The sequence below is a fragment of the Seleniivibrio sp. genome (assembly GCF_021209385.1).
Lineage (GTDB): Bacteria > Chrysiogenota > Deferribacteres > Deferribacterales > Geovibrionaceae > Seleniivibrio.
In genome coordinates this window covers 1-17,098 of record NZ_JAJOIL010000018.1, presented here as the reverse complement: position 1 = coordinate 17,098, position 17,098 = coordinate 1, and the positions used below count along the sequence as shown (strand labels likewise).

The 17,098-nt window shown below is 45.0% G+C and carries 16 protein-coding genes; 9 read left to right on the top strand and 7 right to left on the bottom strand.

The window, feature by feature from the left end:
- The first annotated feature begins 82 nt into the window (after window positions 1-82).
- From LRY47_RS05065 to LRY47_RS05040, 6 genes are all read left to right on the top strand, one after another.
- Window positions 83-922, top strand: coding sequence for an ABC transporter ATP-binding protein (locus LRY47_RS05065; protein ID WP_295223154.1), 840 nt, complete (start codon window positions 83-85; stop codon window positions 920-922).
- Complete coding sequence (locus LRY47_RS05060; RefSeq protein ID WP_295223152.1) at window positions 919-1,656, top strand: ABC transporter permease; 738 nt, start codon at window positions 919-921, stop codon at window positions 1,654-1,656. The genes LRY47_RS05065 and LRY47_RS05060 overlap by 4 nt, the downstream gene beginning before the upstream one ends.
- Window positions 1,653-2,591, top strand: a complete 939-nt coding sequence (locus LRY47_RS05055) for an iron ABC transporter permease (protein WP_295223150.1) — start codon at window positions 1,653-1,655, stop codon at window positions 2,589-2,591. The genes LRY47_RS05060 and LRY47_RS05055 overlap by 4 nt, the downstream gene beginning before the upstream one ends.
- Complete coding sequence (locus LRY47_RS05050; RefSeq protein WP_295223148.1) at window positions 2,584-3,309, top strand: ABC transporter ATP-binding protein; 726 nt, start codon at window positions 2,584-2,586, stop codon at window positions 3,307-3,309. The genes LRY47_RS05055 and LRY47_RS05050 overlap by 8 nt, the downstream gene beginning before the upstream one ends.
- Entirely contained in the window at window positions 3,263-4,051 is a 789-nt protein-coding gene (locus LRY47_RS05045; protein WP_295223146.1) for an ABC transporter substrate-binding protein, read from the top strand. The genes LRY47_RS05050 and LRY47_RS05045 overlap by 47 nt, the downstream gene beginning before the upstream one ends.
- Before the next feature lie 173 nt (window positions 4,052-4,224).
- Window positions 4,225-5,205 (top strand): TerC family protein, encoded by a 981-nt coding sequence (locus LRY47_RS05040; RefSeq protein WP_295223144.1) that lies wholly within the window; start codon window positions 4,225-4,227, stop codon window positions 5,203-5,205.
- Here the strand turns inward: LRY47_RS05040 and LRY47_RS05035 are convergent.
- On the bottom strand, window positions 5,195-5,653 hold the full coding sequence (locus tag LRY47_RS05035; RefSeq protein ID WP_295223143.1) for a YqaA family protein: 459 nt from the start codon (window positions 5,651-5,653) through the stop codon (window positions 5,195-5,197). The two genes, LRY47_RS05040 and LRY47_RS05035, sit on opposite strands and share 11 nt — an antisense overlap.
- 101 nt (window positions 5,654-5,754) lie before the next feature.
- Between LRY47_RS05035 and LRY47_RS05030 the strand changes: the two genes are divergently transcribed.
- Genes LRY47_RS05030 through purB form a run of 3 tightly spaced genes read left to right on the top strand, consistent with a single transcriptional unit; the run spans window position 5,755 to window position 9,119 of the window.
- Window positions 5,755-6,390, top strand: coding sequence for an HAD-IA family hydrolase (locus tag LRY47_RS05030; RefSeq protein WP_295223141.1), 636 nt, complete (start codon window positions 5,755-5,757; stop codon window positions 6,388-6,390).
- Complete coding sequence (locus LRY47_RS05025; RefSeq protein WP_295223139.1) at window positions 6,387-7,670, top strand: amidohydrolase family protein; 1,284 nt, start codon at window positions 6,387-6,389, stop codon at window positions 7,668-7,670. Before LRY47_RS05030 ends, LRY47_RS05025 begins: the two co-directional genes overlap by 4 nt.
- A 12-nt stretch (window positions 7,671-7,682) precedes the next feature.
- Window positions 7,683-9,119, top strand: coding sequence for an adenylosuccinate lyase (purB, locus tag LRY47_RS05020; protein WP_295223138.1), 1,437 nt, complete (start codon window positions 7,683-7,685; stop codon window positions 9,117-9,119).
- A 35-nt stretch (window positions 9,120-9,154) separates the two neighbouring features.
- Here purB and LRY47_RS05015 read toward each other — a convergent pair whose 3' ends face one another.
- The 6 genes from LRY47_RS05015 to recG form a co-directional block, all read right to left on the bottom strand.
- Window positions 9,155-10,075, bottom strand: coding sequence for a dihydroorotate dehydrogenase (locus LRY47_RS05015; RefSeq protein WP_295223137.1), 921 nt, complete (start codon window positions 10,073-10,075; stop codon window positions 9,155-9,157).
- 15 nt (window positions 10,076-10,090) lie between these two features.
- Window positions 10,091-10,870, bottom strand: coding sequence for a dihydroorotate dehydrogenase electron transfer subunit (locus tag LRY47_RS05010; RefSeq protein ID WP_295223136.1), 780 nt, complete (start codon window positions 10,868-10,870; stop codon window positions 10,091-10,093).
- A gap of 2 nt (window positions 10,871-10,872) precedes the next feature.
- Window positions 10,873-14,091 carry a carbamoyl-phosphate synthase large subunit gene (gene carB, locus LRY47_RS05005; RefSeq protein WP_295223134.1) on the bottom strand — a complete coding sequence of 1,073 codons (3,219 nt, stop codon included), beginning with the start codon at window positions 14,089-14,091 and terminating at the stop codon, window positions 10,873-10,875.
- Window positions 14,092-14,184: 93 nt separating this feature from the next.
- Window positions 14,185-14,466 carry a VF530 family protein gene (locus LRY47_RS05000; protein WP_295223132.1) on the bottom strand — a complete coding sequence of 94 codons (282 nt, stop codon included), beginning with the start codon at window positions 14,464-14,466 and terminating at the stop codon, window positions 14,185-14,187.
- A 53-nt stretch (window positions 14,467-14,519) separates the two neighbouring features.
- Entirely contained in the window at window positions 14,520-15,056 is a 537-nt protein-coding gene (locus LRY47_RS04995; RefSeq protein WP_295223130.1) for an SWIM zinc finger family protein, read from the bottom strand.
- Between the two features lie 79 nt (window positions 15,057-15,135).
- Window positions 15,136-17,098 (bottom strand): ATP-dependent DNA helicase RecG (gene recG, locus LRY47_RS04990; RefSeq protein ID WP_295223128.1); only part of this gene is annotated, 1,963 nt, incomplete at its 5' end.

The window sequence follows — 17,098 nt, the reverse complement described above, 5'->3', positions numbered from 1 at the left end:
TTAACCATCTTACTTTCAAAAGACTGTTCTTGTCAAATATCCATCACTCTTATACAATAGGTTTTTGTATGAAGGAGAATTAATGTTGATTGAAGCTGTTGAGCTTGTGAAGAAATTCGACAAAAAAGCCGCTGTGGACGGTATTTCGCTATCTGTCGGTACGGGAGAATCCGTTGCTCTTCTTGGACCCAACGGAGCAGGGAAGACAACCACCGTGAACATGCTGACCGGACTTTCGCGCCCGACATCAGGGAAAATTCTTTATAACGGAAAGGTATTCAGCGCCGATGACAACAATATAAAAAGAGAGATTGGCGTGGTTCCTCAGCACAACAACGTAGACCGTGACCTTACAGTTGAAGAGAACCTGATAGTACACTGCAAACTATTCGGAATAAAAGATATTCAAAAGGCTGTGAGCGGCGCGCTCGATTTTTCAGGACTTGGAGACCACAAGGACAAGACCGCGGAAAAGCTTTCAGGCGGTATGAAGCGCAGGCTGGTGATAGCACGCGCACTTCTGCATAACCCGAAAGTGCTTTTTCTTGACGAACCCACCACCGGACTGGACGCAAGCGTCCGCAGAACTCTCTGGAATTTCATCCGCTCAATAAACAAAAACCACGGATGCACAGTTGTCATGACCACTCACTACATTGAAGAGGCGGAGATGCTCTCTGACCGTGTTATAATCATGGACAGCGGAAAAATAGCCGCTGAGGGAAAAACAAAAGAGCTGAAAAATACCATAGGCAAGTATGCGCTTGATGTTTATAAAGAAAATGAAATAGAAACTATCTATTTCGAAACACGTCATGAAGCAATAAATACCCTTGAAAAGATAACCGAAGAAGCCAAGGTGCGGGAAGTGACACTTGAGGATGTGTATCTTAAAATAACCGGACGAAGGATAGACGCATGAACGGCATAATAGGTGTACTCTACCGCGAAATGAGAGTGTTGAAAAGCCGTATATACCGCAATATCTTAGCATCGTCTGTATCGCCGCTCCTGTTTCTTCTGGCGTTCGGATACGGCATAGGCAGAAACTCCACAGTCGGACAGACAGGATACATAGACTTCCTGATCCCTGGTCTCATAGCTATGACCAGCATGAACCAGAGCTATGGAATATCCAGTGATATCAACATCTCACGTTTCTATTTCAAGACATTCGACGAATATCTTCTTGCACCCGTCGGCAGATGGGAGATAATCACCGGAGAGGTGATTTACGGCATAATCAAAGGACTTATCCCGGTTATCATAATATTGATATACGGTTACATCGCAGGTATGAGGCATATTCCGTCGCTGGTGATGATTCCGGCACTGCTGATGCACCTTATTATCTTTTCGCTGATGGGTATAGCTGTCGCGCTTAAGGTCAAAAACCACGGTGACCAGTTCGCAGTGAATGCGTTTGTTATAACGCCTATGATATTTCTTTCAGGCACATTTTATCCCGTTGAAAAAATGCCTTTAGTTGTTAAGTATCTTGCACACATTTTCCCAATGACATACACGACAACTCTCATACGCGGCTCTGTGATAGGTACAGAAGCATCATATATGTTGAATTTCGGCATATCCGCACTGATAGCAGGCTTTTTGTTCTGGCTCTGTTTGTACATTGTAAAGGAGATGGAGCCATGAGATATCTCTGGCTGCTGTTTGTTATAATCGCTATAGCGTCATCGTTGTTTTTCGGCTCTGTTAAGCTGGACATCTTAAGCGGCGATAATTTTGACATCATAACAAACCTTAGGCTGCCGAGAGCTGTTTTTTCATTTCTGATCGGAGCGATGCTTGGGCTGTCAGGCTCAGTGTATCAGCTTGTGCTGCGAAATCCACTTGCAGACAGCTTCACCACAGGAGCGGCATCTTCTTCTGCGCTGGGTGCTGTTTTTGCCATCGCAGCGGGTTTTTCACCCGTATATGTTCCTCCATTCGCATTTCTGACAGGTATTCTTGGACTCTGGCTGGTCTATAAACTTTCCGGTGGCGCAAAAGGCGCAGTCACAATGATACTTTGCGGTGTAATAGTTAATATAGTGGCATCATCCATAATGGGATTCATAAAATTCTATTTCGACGAATCACTTTCATCCGTGGTCTTCTGGCTCATGGGCGGTTTCAGCTATATAGATTATTACGAACTTGCTATTGTTTTTCTGGTACTTACAGCAGCTTTCATGTATCTGAACGGGCGCGCAGCTGTGCTTGATATGCTGGTCTTTGATGACAGCACAGCAAGAACAGGTGGTGTAAACATCAGAAAGGAAAGGGCGGGAGCGTTTGTTACGGCTACAATACTTGTTTCTGTGGCAGTAAGTTACAGCGGTCTTATAGGTTTTGTCGGACTGATAGTTCCTCATATTGCCCGCAGTATATTCCGACCTGATATGAAGACAAACCTTTATTATTCAATGATATTCGGTGGTCTTTTGCTTTTGGGAGCCGACACTTTTGCACGGTCTGCCATAAGTTCCGGAGCGGAACTGCCTGTCGGTATTGTCACTGCGGTTATAGGCGGCATCTTCTTCTTTTACATTCTGGTCAAGCGCCGTGCGGAGATGTGGCATGATTAAATACGGCAAAATATACTATAAAAGAAATGATTTTGCGCTTGATATAAATGATTTATCAATAAGAACACATGATAAAGTTGCAATACTTGGTGAAAATGGCTGTGGTAAAAGCACTTTTATAAATTATAGCTGTGGTTTGCTAGATTCAGAATTAAACGTTTCCTACATGGACAGACCGCTGAAAAGCATGTCCATGGAGGATAGGGCGAAAATGTTCGCTCTGTTTGCACAGAATCCGGACGTGGCTTTCCCTTTTACGGTGTTTGAAATAGTCCGAATGGGCAGATTCAGAATGTGCAGTGGGAAATACAGCAGAAAAGATGATGAAAAGACCATTGAGAAACTTACTCTTTTCGACATCGTTAAATACAAGGACAAACGCCTCAATGAACTTTCGGGCGGAGAGAAAAGACGCGTTCTGCTTGCGCGGGCTTTCAACCAGGAAACTCCTTTCCTGTTTCTTGACGAACCGGTGAGCATGCTGGACATAAGACACTCTCTGGAAATAATGAATATCATTGAAGATACAATGAAAACAGTAGTTGCGACCATGCATGACATAAATCTCGCAATGAGATATTTCAAACGACTGATATTCATGAAGGACGGACAGATACTTTATGATATATCAAACAATGAAGTAACTCCAATTATCATAGAAGAGGTTTATAATGTTAAGGTTTCTCCTAATTTCCGCGATTATTCTTTCATCATTTAGCGCTTTTGCTGCTGAAAGGGTAGTGATTCTTGCTCCGGCAGCCGGAGATATAATTCATAAGCTTGGCGCTGAAGATAAAATTGTCGGCATAACAAAGAATCTGGAAGGTTTCCCGAAAGCTGTCGAAGTCGGAACGCATCTTAAGCCAAATATCGAAATCATCAAATCATTAAAGCCTGATTTGCTCATTGCCGGAAACGGAAAATATTTCACAGATGAAATAAAAGCTGCGCTTAACATCCGAACCTATGCATACGATCCGAACAATCTGGCGGAGATTTTAATGGCGGTGAGAGACTTAGGAAAAGAGTTCGGAAAGGCTGACATAGCCGACGAGCTGGAAAAGTCGCTTAAAACGGAAATCAGCGGGCTGAAAAAACCAGCATGCAAGGTAAGCGTATTTTTTGAGGTGTCTCAGACGCCGCTGATGTCAGCAGGAACAGACAGTATCGTAAGCGATATGGTGACAAGAGCTGGCGGATATATGACTGTCAATGAAAAGAAAAAAGTATTCAAAACAGGTATAGAAACTGTGGTTGCAGGCAAACCCGACGTATATATCTACCAAATTGGACCTATGAACAAGAACCCGATGCCGCCGCAGGACAGGAATGAATATAAAGGTCTGAAAGCTCAATATGTAAAAGTGGACGAGTCTGAATTCTCAAGAGCCAACACAAACACATTCAAAAATGTAAAATTCCTTAACGGAATCTTCAACAGCTACTGCGCAAATCACTAAAACAGGGCAATCCAATATAATCAGGGGTTTCAGGTTATTTCCACCTGTCCCCTGATAACAGGTTTACGTCCTATAAGATATATTATGTTAAATAAACTGGAATGAAATGTGTTTGCGTTTGAACCGGAACTGGATTAGATTGTCTTACACATTATTTTCAGAGGGTATTTGCTGTGGATTTTCTATTTATAACGGTTATGTCTAAACCAATCTGGTCATGGATTCTCTTTTTTGCAATTGTCATTTTTCTTCTCATACTGGATTTGGGGCTTTTCAACAAAAAAGACCATGAGATAGGCGTTACTGAAAGTCTTAAAATGTCTGTATTCTACATAGCCATAGGGCTTTTATTCGGCGTCTGGGTATGGTGGAAGTTCGGTCACGACAGCGGATTCAACTATCTGACAGGCTTTGTTGTGGAAAAATCCCTCGCGATGGATAACATTTTTGTAATAGCCATGATATTCGGTTATTTTAAAACCCCTCCAAAATATCAGCACAGAGTGCTTTTCTGGGGTATTCTTGGGGTCATAATCCTCCGCGGTATAATGATAGGTCTGGGTTCGGCACTTGTGAGCCGTTTTGAATGGATTCTGTACATCTTCGCCCTCTTCCTTATATACACAGGTATCAAGATGCTTTTCAATAAAGAGACGGGGGACGACGACGACCTCTCTGACAATGCTATTCTGAAATTTCTGCGCAAACATCTCAGAATAACAGATCACCTTCACGGACACGATTTCTTTATTAAGGAACCGCATCCGGAAACCGGAAAACTCCAAGTTTACTGTACGCCTCTTTTTGTGGCTCTGCTCATGGTCGAGTTTGCGGACGTTATCTTTGCGGTTGACTCTGTTCCGGCGGTATTTACTATTACTACAGACCCTTACGTCGTTTATACCAGTAATATATTTGCCATCCTCGGTTTAAGGGCTCTCTATTTTGCCCTGGCAGCAATGATAAAGCGTTTTTACTATCTCAAATACACCCTTTCACTTGTACTTGTGTTCATTGGATCGAAGATATTTATAGGTGAAGTGCTTGGCTGGTATCATTTTTCTTCTCTCCAGTCGCTGTTTATAACAATACTGCTTCTGGCGTCCGGAGTTGTTTTTTCTCTCTGGAAAACAAAGAAAGAACCTACTGAATAAAGGTTTCCGTACCTTTCAGTGTGAGCCAGACCGTTGCGGCATAACGGATAAATTTTCCGATAAGGACAAGCACGGAATATTTGATAAAGTGCATTTTGAAAAGCCCGCCCACAAGGCACAGCGGGTCGCCTATCACAGGCACCCACGAGAAAAGAAGCGATATCGCACCGTATTTGTTATAGATCCGTTCGGCTTTTACCCTGCTCTCATCGCTGATTTTCAGTATCTTTCGGATAGCGTAATCACTTCCGTAAAAGCCTATTGCATAAGTCGTGCAGGCACCAAGATAGTTGCCTGAAACCGCGCATGTAAGCAGCAGAACAGGGTTTAACCCTTTTATGACCAGCGCCACCAGAAGCCATTCCGAAGCGAGCGGAAGCGCAGTTGATGCGAGAAACGCCAGCAGAAACATCGAAAAGTATCCGTATTGAAGAAGCCATTCATGCATAAAGTCTTATATCACCGCCTTATCATATTGACTACCAGCTATAGAAATACTATAACTGAAAACCCAAAAAGCCTACTTATTTAATAATTTCGGGGGAATTTATGATCCTTGCAATATTTGATTTGGACGGAACTATTCTCGACACCCTGCAGGATATGCACGAATGTCTTGACGATACAATGAATCATTTTGGTCTGAAAAGATTTTCTATTGATGTGACAAGAAGTTTTGTGGGTGATGGAATCCGCAGGCTCGTAATACGCGCCGCCGGAGAAGAAAATTTCAAAGATGAAATGGAAACCTATTTTCGTAAGCTTTATTCAGCAAAAATGACAGTTAATACCAAAGTAATAGATGGTTATGACGAGATATTCAAGTATCTGAAAAATAATAATATCAAAACTGTTATTCTTTCTAATAAAATAGCCTCACTTACGGGCGGACTTGTACAGCATTACGGTATAGACAGGTATTTCGACAAATGGTACGGCGGCGACAGTTTCGGCGTTAAAAAACCCTCCCCTGTTCCCGTTGAAAACATTGTTAAAGACTACGGTGCAGAAAAATCCAATACTATAATGATCGGCGACAACCATACAGATATTGAATCAGGCTTCTATGCAGGGGTAAAAACTTGCTTTTGCACTTTCGGCTATGGTACTGTGAGTGAGGTCAAACCTGACTTCACAGTGAATAGTCCGCGCGAGATAATCAATATTCTGGAGGGTATGAAATGACAAAAACAGCATACTATGCAGATTATGTCTATTATAACAACAAGATACACACCAACACACACCTTCTTGCAGAAAACGGCACTATAACAGGCATTGCGGAAATCCCGGCAGACGATTATAAAATAGAAGTTTTCAGCAATTCAGCTATTTTCCCCGGACTTGTGAATACTCACACGCACCTTCCTATGGGGCTTTTCAGGGGCATGGCGGACGATCTGCCGCTTATGGAATGGCTCCAGAACCACATATGGCCAGCCGAAGCAAAATGGCTCTCTCCGGAGTTTATACAGGCTGCGAGCGACCTTGCCGCCATCGAGATGATAAAAAGCGGCACAACTCTTTCCAATGACATGTATTTTCTTTCAGACCACATTGCGACATCACTTAAAAAGAGCGGACTGAAAGGCATAATCGGTGTCGGCGTTCTTGATTTCGCTACGAAGTTCGGAACGGGCGCTGACGATTATATAGCTAAAGCATCAGATCTTTACATTAAATATAAGAACGATGAGAACGTGTCAGTTTCTCTTTGCCCCCACGCCCCATACACCGTAAGCCCTGAAAACTACGTTAAATGCGTTGATTTCTGCGGCAAGCACGACCTGCTTCTGCATACGCACCTGATGGAGGCGGCAAACGAATCAGCAGATTCTCTGGCGAAACACGGCAAAACCACCGTTCAGATAATGAATGAGACCGGAGCCTTTGACATCAAAAGCATTTTTGCCCACTGCGTTCAACTTAGCGAAGAAGAAATAGCACTGATGGGTGAAAAGAATGTCAGCGTTGCACACTGTATCCAGAGCAATATGAAGCTTGCAAACGGTTTTGCACCTGTCAAACAGATGATGGATGCCGGGATAAATGTTACCATAGGCACCGACGGAGCAGCCAGTAACAACGACCTTGATATGATAGATGAAATGCGCAGTGTTGCGCTGGTGCATAAAGGCGTTTTGAGAGATGCTACCGCCCTTTCCGCCGAAACAGTTCTGCATATGGCAACCACAGGCGGTGCAAATGCTCTTGGTATAGCAGGCACAGGCGAACTTAAGAAAGGAAACAAGGCTGATTTCATAGTGGTATCCTTTGACAGCCCGAAAACCACGCCGGTTTTCAATCCGGTTTCCCACCTCGTCTATTCCGCATCGGCATCTGATGTAACGGCAATGTATGTAAACGGCAAATGCCTGATGAAAAATAGAGTTATTCAAACAATGGATGAAGACAAGATAAAATATAACGCCCGTCTCTGGGCGGATAAGATAATCAACGGTTAACAGAGGAGTATGATGAAAGATTACAAAAGCTATTCAAACCCGCTTCAGGAGAGATACGCCAGCCCTGAGATGCTCTATCTCTTTTCTCCCCACAAGAAATTCACCACATGGCGCAAGCTCTGGGTTGCCCTTGCTGAATCAGAGCAGGAACAGGGACTTAACATCACAGACGAACAGATAGCCGAACTGAAGGCTAATATCGAGAACATAGATTTTGAATATGCCGCCCAGATGGAGCGTAAATTCCGCCACGATGTTATGGCGCACGTCCACACATACGGCGAGTGCTGCCCCAAAGCAATGCCTATTATCCACCTCGGCGCAACAAGCGCGTTTGTCGGTGATAATACAGACGTTATCGTTCTTAAAGAAGGGCTTGAGATCGTCCGCAAAAAGATGGTCAACGTCATGGATAACATGAAGAAATTCGCTCTCAAATATAAAAACATGCCCACACTGGGCTTTACACACTTCCAGCCGGCACAGCTTACCACTGTCGGCAAGCGCGCATGCCTCTGGCTTCAGGATTTTGTTCTGGACTTTGAAGCGCTTGAATTTGCTCATGAAAATCTTCGTTTCAGAGGTGTTAAAGGTACCACAGGAACTCAGGCATCCTTCCTTCACCTTTTCAACGGTGATCATGCAAAAGTACGCAGACTGGATGAAACCGTATCAAAGAAAATGGGATTTGATAAGGTTTTGACCATCACAGGTCAGACATATACCCGCAAACAAGACACAAGAGTGCTTACAGTTCTCGCCTCAATAGCTGAATCAGCGCACAAAATGGCGACCGATCTGCGTCTGCTTGCCAACCTTAAAGAGATAGAGGAGCCTTTTGAAAAAAATCAGATAGGTTCCAGCGCAATGGCATACAAACGCAACCCCATGAGAAGCGAGCGCGTATGCTCCCTCTCCCGCCATGTGATAGCGCTAAGCATGAACCCTTATATGACACACGCTACGCAGTGGTTTGAAAGAACTCTGGACGACTCTGCAAACAGACGTATCGGCATATCCGAGGCGTTCCTTGCCATCGACGCTATACTCGAACTGCTTTACAACATCACTGACGGCATGGTCGTTTATGAAAAAATGATTACCAAACGCGTTATGGAGGAACTCCCCTTCATGGCGACAGAGAACATAATCATGGAATCAGTCAAACGCGGCGCCGACAGACAGGTTATGCACGAAGTTATCCGTGTTAACTCTATGGAAGCGGGCAAACGCGTCAAGATGGAGGGTAAGGACAACGACCTTCTCGACAGGCTGGCAGCTGACAAAGACGTTCCTCTGAACAAAGAGGAAATAATGGCTCTGCTAGACCCGATAAAATTCGTCGGGCGCGCACCGGAACAGGTTGACCAATTCCTCGGTGAGGAGGTTATTCCGGTCATTGAAAAATATGAAAAACTTCTCGGAATGGATGTGGATATCAAGGTATAGAAACAAAACGGGCGGGTTTTTAACCCGCCCTCTTCTTATCTGCTAAGATCAACAGTTCCCGTTAGTTCGCTGAAATTTGATATATTGTTATCAATCATATACTTATCAAGGTCATCTATTATCTTTAAAGGAATTTCAGGATCAATGAAATTCGCCGTACCCACCTGAACGGCAGATGCACCCACAAGTCCGAACTCAACCACATCACGCCAGTCCATTATTCCGCCGATACCCATTATCGGTATCTTTACGGTGCGGAATGCTTCATGCACCATTCGGATTGCAACCGGTTTGATGGCAGGACCGGAAAGTCCGCCTGTCACGTTGTAAAGATGCGGTTTTTTAGTATGGATATTCACAGACATGCCCAAAAGCGTGTTTATAGCGCTGATGGCATCTGCACCCGCCTGTTCACAGGCTTTTGCGTAAACCCTTATGTTTGTCACATTGGGCGACAGTTTCACCATAAGAGGTTTATTCTTAAGGGCTTTTTTGACGTTATAAGTAACTTCGTAGGTCATTTTCGGGTCTGTTCCGAATGCGATGCCGCCCTCTTTTATGTTTGGACATGAGATGTTCATCTCAAGCATATCAACGTCAGCATCGTCGAGGATGCGTGCGACTTCAACATATTCATCAATGGTTTTACCCCAGAAGTTAACGATTATCTTTGTGTCGTGTTTTCTGAGTTCCGGCAGTTTTTCATTAATAAATTTATATACGCCGACGTTCTGAAGCCCGATGGCATTCAACATACCGGATGTTGTCTCCATTATGCGCGGCATTGGGTTTCCCAAAGTTTCGCGTAGCGAGATACCTTTAACGGAGATTCCGCCTAATTTGCTTATATCTATATGTTTTGCGTATTCCAGACCATAGCCGAAAGTTCCGCTGGCAGTTATCACAGGGTTCTTGAATTCTATTCCGCAAAAGACGGTTTTAAGTCTGTCAGACATAAAATATTCTCCAGATCAGATTAGTTTGTCCCATGCTATCGTGGCTCCGTCAAAAACTGGACCTTCCACACAGCAGCGCTTCTGCACTATCTCGTCGCCCTCTTTCACATAGATGATACAGCCAAGGCAGGCACCCAGACCGCATGCCATGCGTTCATCCAGCGAAACTTCCACTGGAATGTCGGCATTAATGCATATTTCGCTGACGGTACGGAGCATCGGTTTGGGTCCGCAGGTGTATACCATGTCATATGTTTCAACGTTTTCTTTAAAAGGCAGAGTAACATAGCCTTTGATCCCGGCAGAGCCGTCATCGGTTGTGACTATCAGGTGATCTGTGTTCTCTTTCAGTTCTTCAAGAAGCACAACATCGTCAACAGTGCGCCCGCCGTAATACAGATCCACCACGCATCCGCGGTTTTTCAGTGTTTTGGCAAGCCAGTAAACTGGAGCTATACCTATTCCGCCGGCAACGAGAGCTACGCGCTTGTTCTCAAGCAGGGTGAAGCGGTTGCCGAGGGGAGCTGAAAACTCTATCATGCCGTTTTCGTGGAATTCGCTGAGCAGTTTTGTCCCTTTGCCCACAACCATATACACAAGGCTGAACTTTCCGTCTTTAACATCGGCAATGCCCAGCGGTCTGCGCAGAAGCGGGTCGTGGGTATAGTTCTGGCTGCCGGGTTTTATCATAACGAATTGTCCGACATGAGCCTGTGTAACAAACTCCTCGGATTTTATTTCAAGGAAAAAGTATTTGTCATTAAGCTGTTGGTTTTTAACGACCTTCCCTTTCATTTTCAGCCTCTTTTGTAATATTCCTGAATGGGTGTGACTGTCAGTCCTTTCTGTCCTGCGGCTATGGCAACCATACAGGCTTTTGCCGCTTCAACAGTTGTAACATAAGGAACGCTGTAGCTCAGCATTGTCCTTCTGATGGATTCGCTGTCCAGTCTGGATTTCTTACCCTCAGGGATATTGATAACAAAGGCTATTTCACCGTTTTTTATCTTGTCAACAACGTTGGGTCTTATGCCTTCGTGCACTTTTGCAAGTTTTTCCACCTCAAGCCCGTTTTCGCGCAGGAAGTTATATGTTCCCGATGTTGAAACCAGTTTGAAGCCCGTTTTAACAAGTTCTCTTGCAACACCAAGGATATCAGATTTAACGGAATCCTTAACGCTTATGAACACGTTACCGCTTTTGGGCAGTTTATTGCCTGCGGCTATCTGTGCTTTGTAAAATGCACTTCCAAAGTGCGAGTCGATGCCCATTACCTCACCAGTGGATTTCATTTCCGGTCCAAGAACAAGGTCGGTTCCGGGGAATTTTACGAACGGGAATACAGACTCTTTAACAGTAAAGTAGTTGATATCCACCTCTTTGGTAAATCCTAGGTCTTTCAGTTTTGCGCCAGCCATGACTTTTGCCGCCATTTTCGCAAGAGGGATACCTATTGTCTTGCTGACATAGGGAATAGTTCTGGATGCTCTGGGATTGACCTCAAGCATATATATCTCTTCGTCCTTGATGGCATACTGGATGTTCATCAAACCGATAACTTTAAGCTCTTTCGCGATATTTCTGGTATGTTCAAGAAGTTTCGCGCGTACGGAATCGCTTATGGTTCTGGACGGAATGGAGCATGCAGAGTCGCCGGAGTGAACTCCCGCTTCCTCAATATGCTGCATGATTGAACCGATGACAGTTATCTCGCCGTCGCTGATGGAGTCAACGTCCACCTCGGTTGCATGCTGAAGATATTTGTCTATCAGAACAGGGTGTTCCTCGCTGGCTTTCACCGCGTACACCATATAGTTCTGGAGTGATTCGGTGTCATAAACTATCTCCATTGCGCGACCGCCGAGAACGTATGAGGGGCGTACAACAACGGGATACCCTATTTCCTCGGCTATTCTGAACGCATCCTCCGCGTTCTTTGCGATGCCGTTGGGCGGTTGTTTGATGTTCAGTCTGGTTATCAGGTCTTTGAAGCGTTCCCTGTCTTCCGCCATGTCGATGCTGTCGGGTGACGTTCCCAGAATCGGAACGCCTGCTTTTTCCAGCGGTACAGCCAGTTTAAGGGGGGTCTGACCGCCGAACTGCACGATAACGCCGAAAGGTTTTTCTTTATCTACAATGTTTAAGACATGCTCTCTTGTAAGGGGTTCAAAATAGAGCCTGTCGGAAGTGTCGTAGTCGGTTGAAACCGTCTCAGGGTTACAGTTCACCATGATAGTTTCAAATCCCATCTCTTCCAGAGCGAATGAGGCATGAACACAGCAGTAGTCAAACTCTATACCCTGACCGATACGGTTTGGACCGCCGCCGAGTATCATTATCTTTTTCCTATCAGTGGGTTCTGCTTCACACTCTTTTTCATATGTGCTGTACAGATATGGAGTGAAAGATTCAAACTCGGCACCGCATGTATCCACGCGTTTATAGACCGCTTTGCCTCTTGTTTTCTCCCAAACATCAAGTTCAGTGCAATTCATGAGTTTTGCAAGTCGTTTATCACTGAAACCAAGTTGTTTTGCTTTAAGAAACATTGCATCATCTATTGATGATATTGATATTTTTTTAAGTTCAGATTCAAAATCTATTATCTGTTTGATGTTGTCGAGGAACCACGGATCGATGAAGCAGAGTTCGTGAACGTCTGCAACGGAGAATCCGGCTCTGAAAGCCTCGCCCACATACCACATACGCTCTGCTGTGGGGCGTCTGAGGAATGCTTTAATTTGCTCAATGGCGGCTTCTGTTTTACGCTCTTCGTCGCTGAAAACCTCATCAAAACCGGACTTTCCAATTTCAAGAGAGCTGATCGCCTTCTGGATGGACTCTTTGAAAGTTCTGCCGATAGCCATAGCCTCGCCTACGGATTTCATCTGAGTTGTCAGTGTGTTGTCAGCACCGGGGAATTTTTCAAAAGTAAATCTGGGGTATTTGGTTACACAGTAGTCTATTGTCGGTTCAAAAGACGCTGGGGTCTTAAGGGTAATATCGTTTTTAAGTTCGTCCAGAGTGTAGCCTACAGCCAGCTTTGCCGCTATTTTTGCAATGGGGAAGCCTGTGGCTTTTGATGCAAGAGCGGAGCTTCTGGAAACTCTGGGGTTCATTTCGATGATGATCTGTTTGCCGGTTTTGGGGTCAACGGCAAACTGGACATTTGAACCGCCCGTATCAACACCTATCTCGCGGATAACGGCGATGGCGGCGTTACGCATGATCTGATATTCTTTGTCGGTGAGCGTCTGGGCGGGAGCAACGGTGATACTGTCTCCTGTGTGAACGCCCATTGCGTCTATGTTTTCGATGGAGCAGATGATAACAACGTTGTCATTAAGGTCGCGCATAACCTCAAGTTCGTACTCTTTCCAGCCGAGAACGGATTCTTCAACCAGAATTTCCGTAACAGGTGAGGCTTCAAGCCCCCACTCAACATATTCTTTATACTCTTCCATGTTATAGGCAACGTTTCCGCCTGTTCCGCCGAGTGTGAACGAGGGGCGGATGATTGCGGGGAAGCCAATTTTGTCAATGCAGTCAAGTGCATCCTGATATGTATTGACGACGTAACTTTCGGGCAATGTCAGCCCAATCTTTTTCATTGCCTGTTTGAACAGTTCTCTGTCTTCCGCCTTGTCGATGGCATCAATTTTAGCGCCGATAAGTTCGACGTTGTATTTATCCAGAACGCCTGCGGCATGAAGGTCTTTCGCAAGGTTAAGTGCAGTCTGTCCGCCGACAGTGGGCAGAATTGCGTCGGGTCGCTCCTTAGCAATGACTTTTTCAGCCATCTCAACGTTAAGGGGTTCGATGTATGTAGCATCGGCTATTTCGGGATCTGTCATGATGGTAGCGGGGTTAGAGTTGATAAGGATAACTCTGTAACCCTCTTCTTTCAGTGCTTTTACAGCCTGAGTTCCCGAATAGTCAAATTCGCATGCCTGTCCGATGACGATAGGTCCGGAACCTATTATCATGATAGACTTAATGTCTGTTCTCTTAGCCAAAATATCCTCCGATGAACCGCTATGGGCAAAACTTCAATTTTCTATCAGATTTCGACCGTTTTTACAAGGTTATTGTGTACGCAGGACATTAATTTATGCATTGCTCTCCTGAGGCTTGTTTTTCACCTTTTTAACTTTAACAGGTTCTTCGTCCGTAAAGGGGGTTGCGAGATAAAGTTCTTCGACCTTAGCCCTTGCCCAGGGTGTCTGACGCAGAAATTTCAGGCACGACGGCACCGATTGATTTTTGATAAAGCATTTGATGGTGATAAGTTCGCCGAGTTTTTCCCAGCCGTAGTGCTTTGCGAGCCTGTTGACTATCATCTCCAGCGTGATTCCATGAAACGGGTCTTTGTTTTTCGAGTTTTCAGTCATATTAATCCTTTATGTTATTCAAAAAAAAGCCCTGAGTTAACAGGGCTTTTAAGTTAAGCGTATTTTTCAAGAAGAAACATACACGACATTTTTAACGGATCCGTCAATGCATGGTGTTTTCCGGTCGTATCCTCTTTGACCATAACAGATATCTGATGCATGGAAATTCCTGTCAGCTCAGAGAGAGTTGAAAGCCCGACATTTGCTTTTTTAAGCTCGTCGAGAAGCTCTTTCAACGGCGTAGTTTTCACAAAAAACTGTATTTCATTTGTGGATTGAAGCTTTTTTCTATCAAGTTTTGTTTTGCTGGCAAATACCCAAGGGGTGTATATGTAGGTGAGACCAAGAGCTGCGGCATGTTTACAGAAAAGCTCTTTAGAGTTCTCGCATGAGCAACTGTAGCCGATAGGGTCACTCCCCACATCAAGGGTTACCTCATAATCCCCGTGGTTCCCTTTGATTGTGCCTTTGATGACGGAACCGTCAACTGAACAGTTATGGAATTTCCCGACATAATTCTCTGCTCTCTGCAAATTAATGCCGGAGCAGATATTTTTGAGCTGTTCTTCTGTTAGTTTGATTAGCTGCATCGGGTTTGCCTCCTCTAACGTTGGTGTATACATCAATTAAACCGCACAATAACATATAAAGCAAATATAATTACACCACTCAGGCAATATCTATGTATTCAAGTTCCTTTTTCCATTTTTTCGCCAATACCTGTTTTATGACAGCATTTTTCGACATCGAAAGTGAAGGATCGTCCGCAAGCACCTCTGCGGCATCCTGACGTGCCTGCTGGAGCACTTTCACATCACGCACGATATTTGAAAACTGAAACTCCGGAAGTCCCGACTGGCGGGTTCCGAAGAAATCACCCGGACCGCGCATTTCAAGGTCAATCTCGCTCAGACGGAAGCCGTCGGCATACCTGCACATGGCATTTATGCGCTCTCTGCCCTCTTCCGAGACCTCTTTTCCGGTCATGAGCATACAGTAAGATTGTCTGTGGCTTCTGCCAACGCGCCCGCGGAGCTGGTGGAGCTGCGAAAGTCCGAACCTCTCCGAGTTTTCGATAACCATGACGGTCGCCTGCGGAACATCCACGCCAACCTCAACAACAGTCGTCGAAACAAGTATCTTGATACTTCCGTCTTTGAAAGCGTCCATAAGCTGCTGTTTTTGCTCGTGTTTCATCCGCCCGTGCAAAAGCCCAACGTTCTCTTCGCCGAAAACTTTGCAAAGGTTCTCATATTCGTCTGTTGCCGCCTTAAGGTCGACTTTCTCGCTGATATCAATCAGCGGATATATCACATATGCACCATGTCCCTTTGCAATCTCGTCTGCAATGAGCTTGTGCGCATCTTCTATTCTGTTGCTGTGTTTCGTTATTATAGGTGTCCGTCCGGGAGGCATCTCGTCTATTATACTGATATCAAGGTCGCCGTAAAACGACAGCGCAAGAGTCCTTGGAATCGGCGTTGCCGTCATAAGGAGGATATCCGGCATATACCCCTTTTCTATCAGAGATTTTCTCTGCTCAACACCGAAACGGTGCTGTTCGTCGATTATGGCAAGTCCGAGGCGCATAAAATCCGCATTCTCCTGAATCACGGCGTGAGTTCCCACCACAAAATCCATATGTCCTGCGGCTATCATTTCCTTGGTGCGTTTCTTTTCGGAGGCAGTCATAGAGCCTGTCAAAAGCGCTGCGGTCACGTCTGTGCCCTGAATAAGCTTAACAAGGTTGGTCATGTGCTGACGCGCCAGAACCTCTGTGGGAGCGATTACTGCCACCTGCCAGCCGTTTTTTACCGCCACAAGTCCTGCCGTGAAAGCAACGATGGTCTTACCGCTTCCCACGTCCCCCTGAACCAGCCTGTTCATCTGTCCCGTTGCCGACATATCGTTGAATATCTCCGCCATGACCTTTTTCTGGGCATGGGTGAACTTGAACGGCAGAAGGTTCTTTATCCACTCAAGATACTCCATCTTTATGTCAAAGCGTATGCCTTCCTGACGGGTATATGCCTTCTTTTTATAGAGAAGTCCCATCTGGAGGTAAAAAAGTTCCTCATAGATGAACCTCTGATACGCCGGATGGCTTCTGTCGGACAGAGCCGGAAGCTCATACGGAGAATCGGGTAGATGTATCTGTTTCAGCGCCTCTTTTGCAGAGGGATATTTATATTTCATTTCGTATCTTGCAGGCAGATAGTCAGGCACCAGCCCGAGGTATCGTTCCAGAGCGGCTTTGACTGCCGTACAGTAGCTTTTCAGCGCAACGGTCTTAGGCAGTGTGTAAACAGGAATTATCTCGCCCATTTCATCTTCTTTGATGAATTGCGGATGGATTATCGACTCCATACCGCTGAAATTGCCCGATTGACCGTAAAGAGTGTATTTATCGCCCTCTTTCAGAGCGTTTGACGGAAATTTTGCCGAAAAATGGAACCAAATGGCAGAAAACTGACCGAAATCAGCCTGAAAAACAACGCCATGTAAAGCGCTTTTTATTTTAGTTATAACGATGCCGCCGGCTTTAAAAACACCTGTCAGCGCCCTTTTGCCGCCTTGGGATTCTCCTATATATTCGTATCTGTATGGAAAATGGTAGAACATATCCTCTACG

What these genes read in the sequence shown, in the direction of transcription:
- LRY47_RS05050 (WP_295223148.1), top strand. Translation starts at nt 2,584, where the DNA reads ATGATTAAATACGGCAAAATATACTATAAAAGAAATGATTTTGCGCTT.
- LRY47_RS04995 (WP_295223130.1), bottom strand. Translation starts at nt 15,056, where the DNA reads ATGCAGCTAATCAAACTAACAGAAGAACAGCTCAAAAATATCTGCTCC.
- LRY47_RS05065 (WP_295223154.1), top strand. Translation starts at nt 83, where the DNA reads ATGTTGATTGAAGCTGTTGAGCTTGTGAAGAAATTCGACAAAAAAGCC.
- LRY47_RS05025 (WP_295223139.1), top strand. Translation starts at nt 6,387, where the DNA reads ATGACAAAAACAGCATACTATGCAGATTATGTCTATTATAACAACAAG.
- LRY47_RS05000 (WP_295223132.1), bottom strand. Translation starts at nt 14,466, where the DNA reads ATGACTGAAAACTCGAAAAACAAAGACCCGTTTCATGGAATCACGCTG.
- LRY47_RS05055 (WP_295223150.1), top strand. Translation starts at nt 1,653, where the DNA reads ATGAGATATCTCTGGCTGCTGTTTGTTATAATCGCTATAGCGTCATCG.
- LRY47_RS05045 (WP_295223146.1), top strand. Translation starts at nt 3,263, where the DNA reads ATGTTAAGGTTTCTCCTAATTTCCGCGATTATTCTTTCATCATTTAGC.
- LRY47_RS05015 (WP_295223137.1), bottom strand. Translation starts at nt 10,075, where the DNA reads ATGTCTGACAGACTTAAAACCGTCTTTTGCGGAATAGAATTCAAGAAC.
- LRY47_RS05030 (WP_295223141.1), top strand. Translation starts at nt 5,755, where the DNA reads ATGATCCTTGCAATATTTGATTTGGACGGAACTATTCTCGACACCCTG.
- LRY47_RS05060 (WP_295223152.1), top strand. Translation starts at nt 919, where the DNA reads ATGAACGGCATAATAGGTGTACTCTACCGCGAAATGAGAGTGTTGAAA.
- LRY47_RS05035 (WP_295223143.1), bottom strand. Translation starts at nt 5,653, where the DNA reads ATGCATGAATGGCTTCTTCAATACGGATACTTTTCGATGTTTCTGCTG.
- purB (WP_295223138.1), top strand. Translation starts at nt 7,683, where the DNA reads ATGAAAGATTACAAAAGCTATTCAAACCCGCTTCAGGAGAGATACGCC.
- LRY47_RS05010 (WP_295223136.1), bottom strand. Translation starts at nt 10,870, where the DNA reads ATGAAAGGGAAGGTCGTTAAAAACCAACAGCTTAATGACAAATACTTT.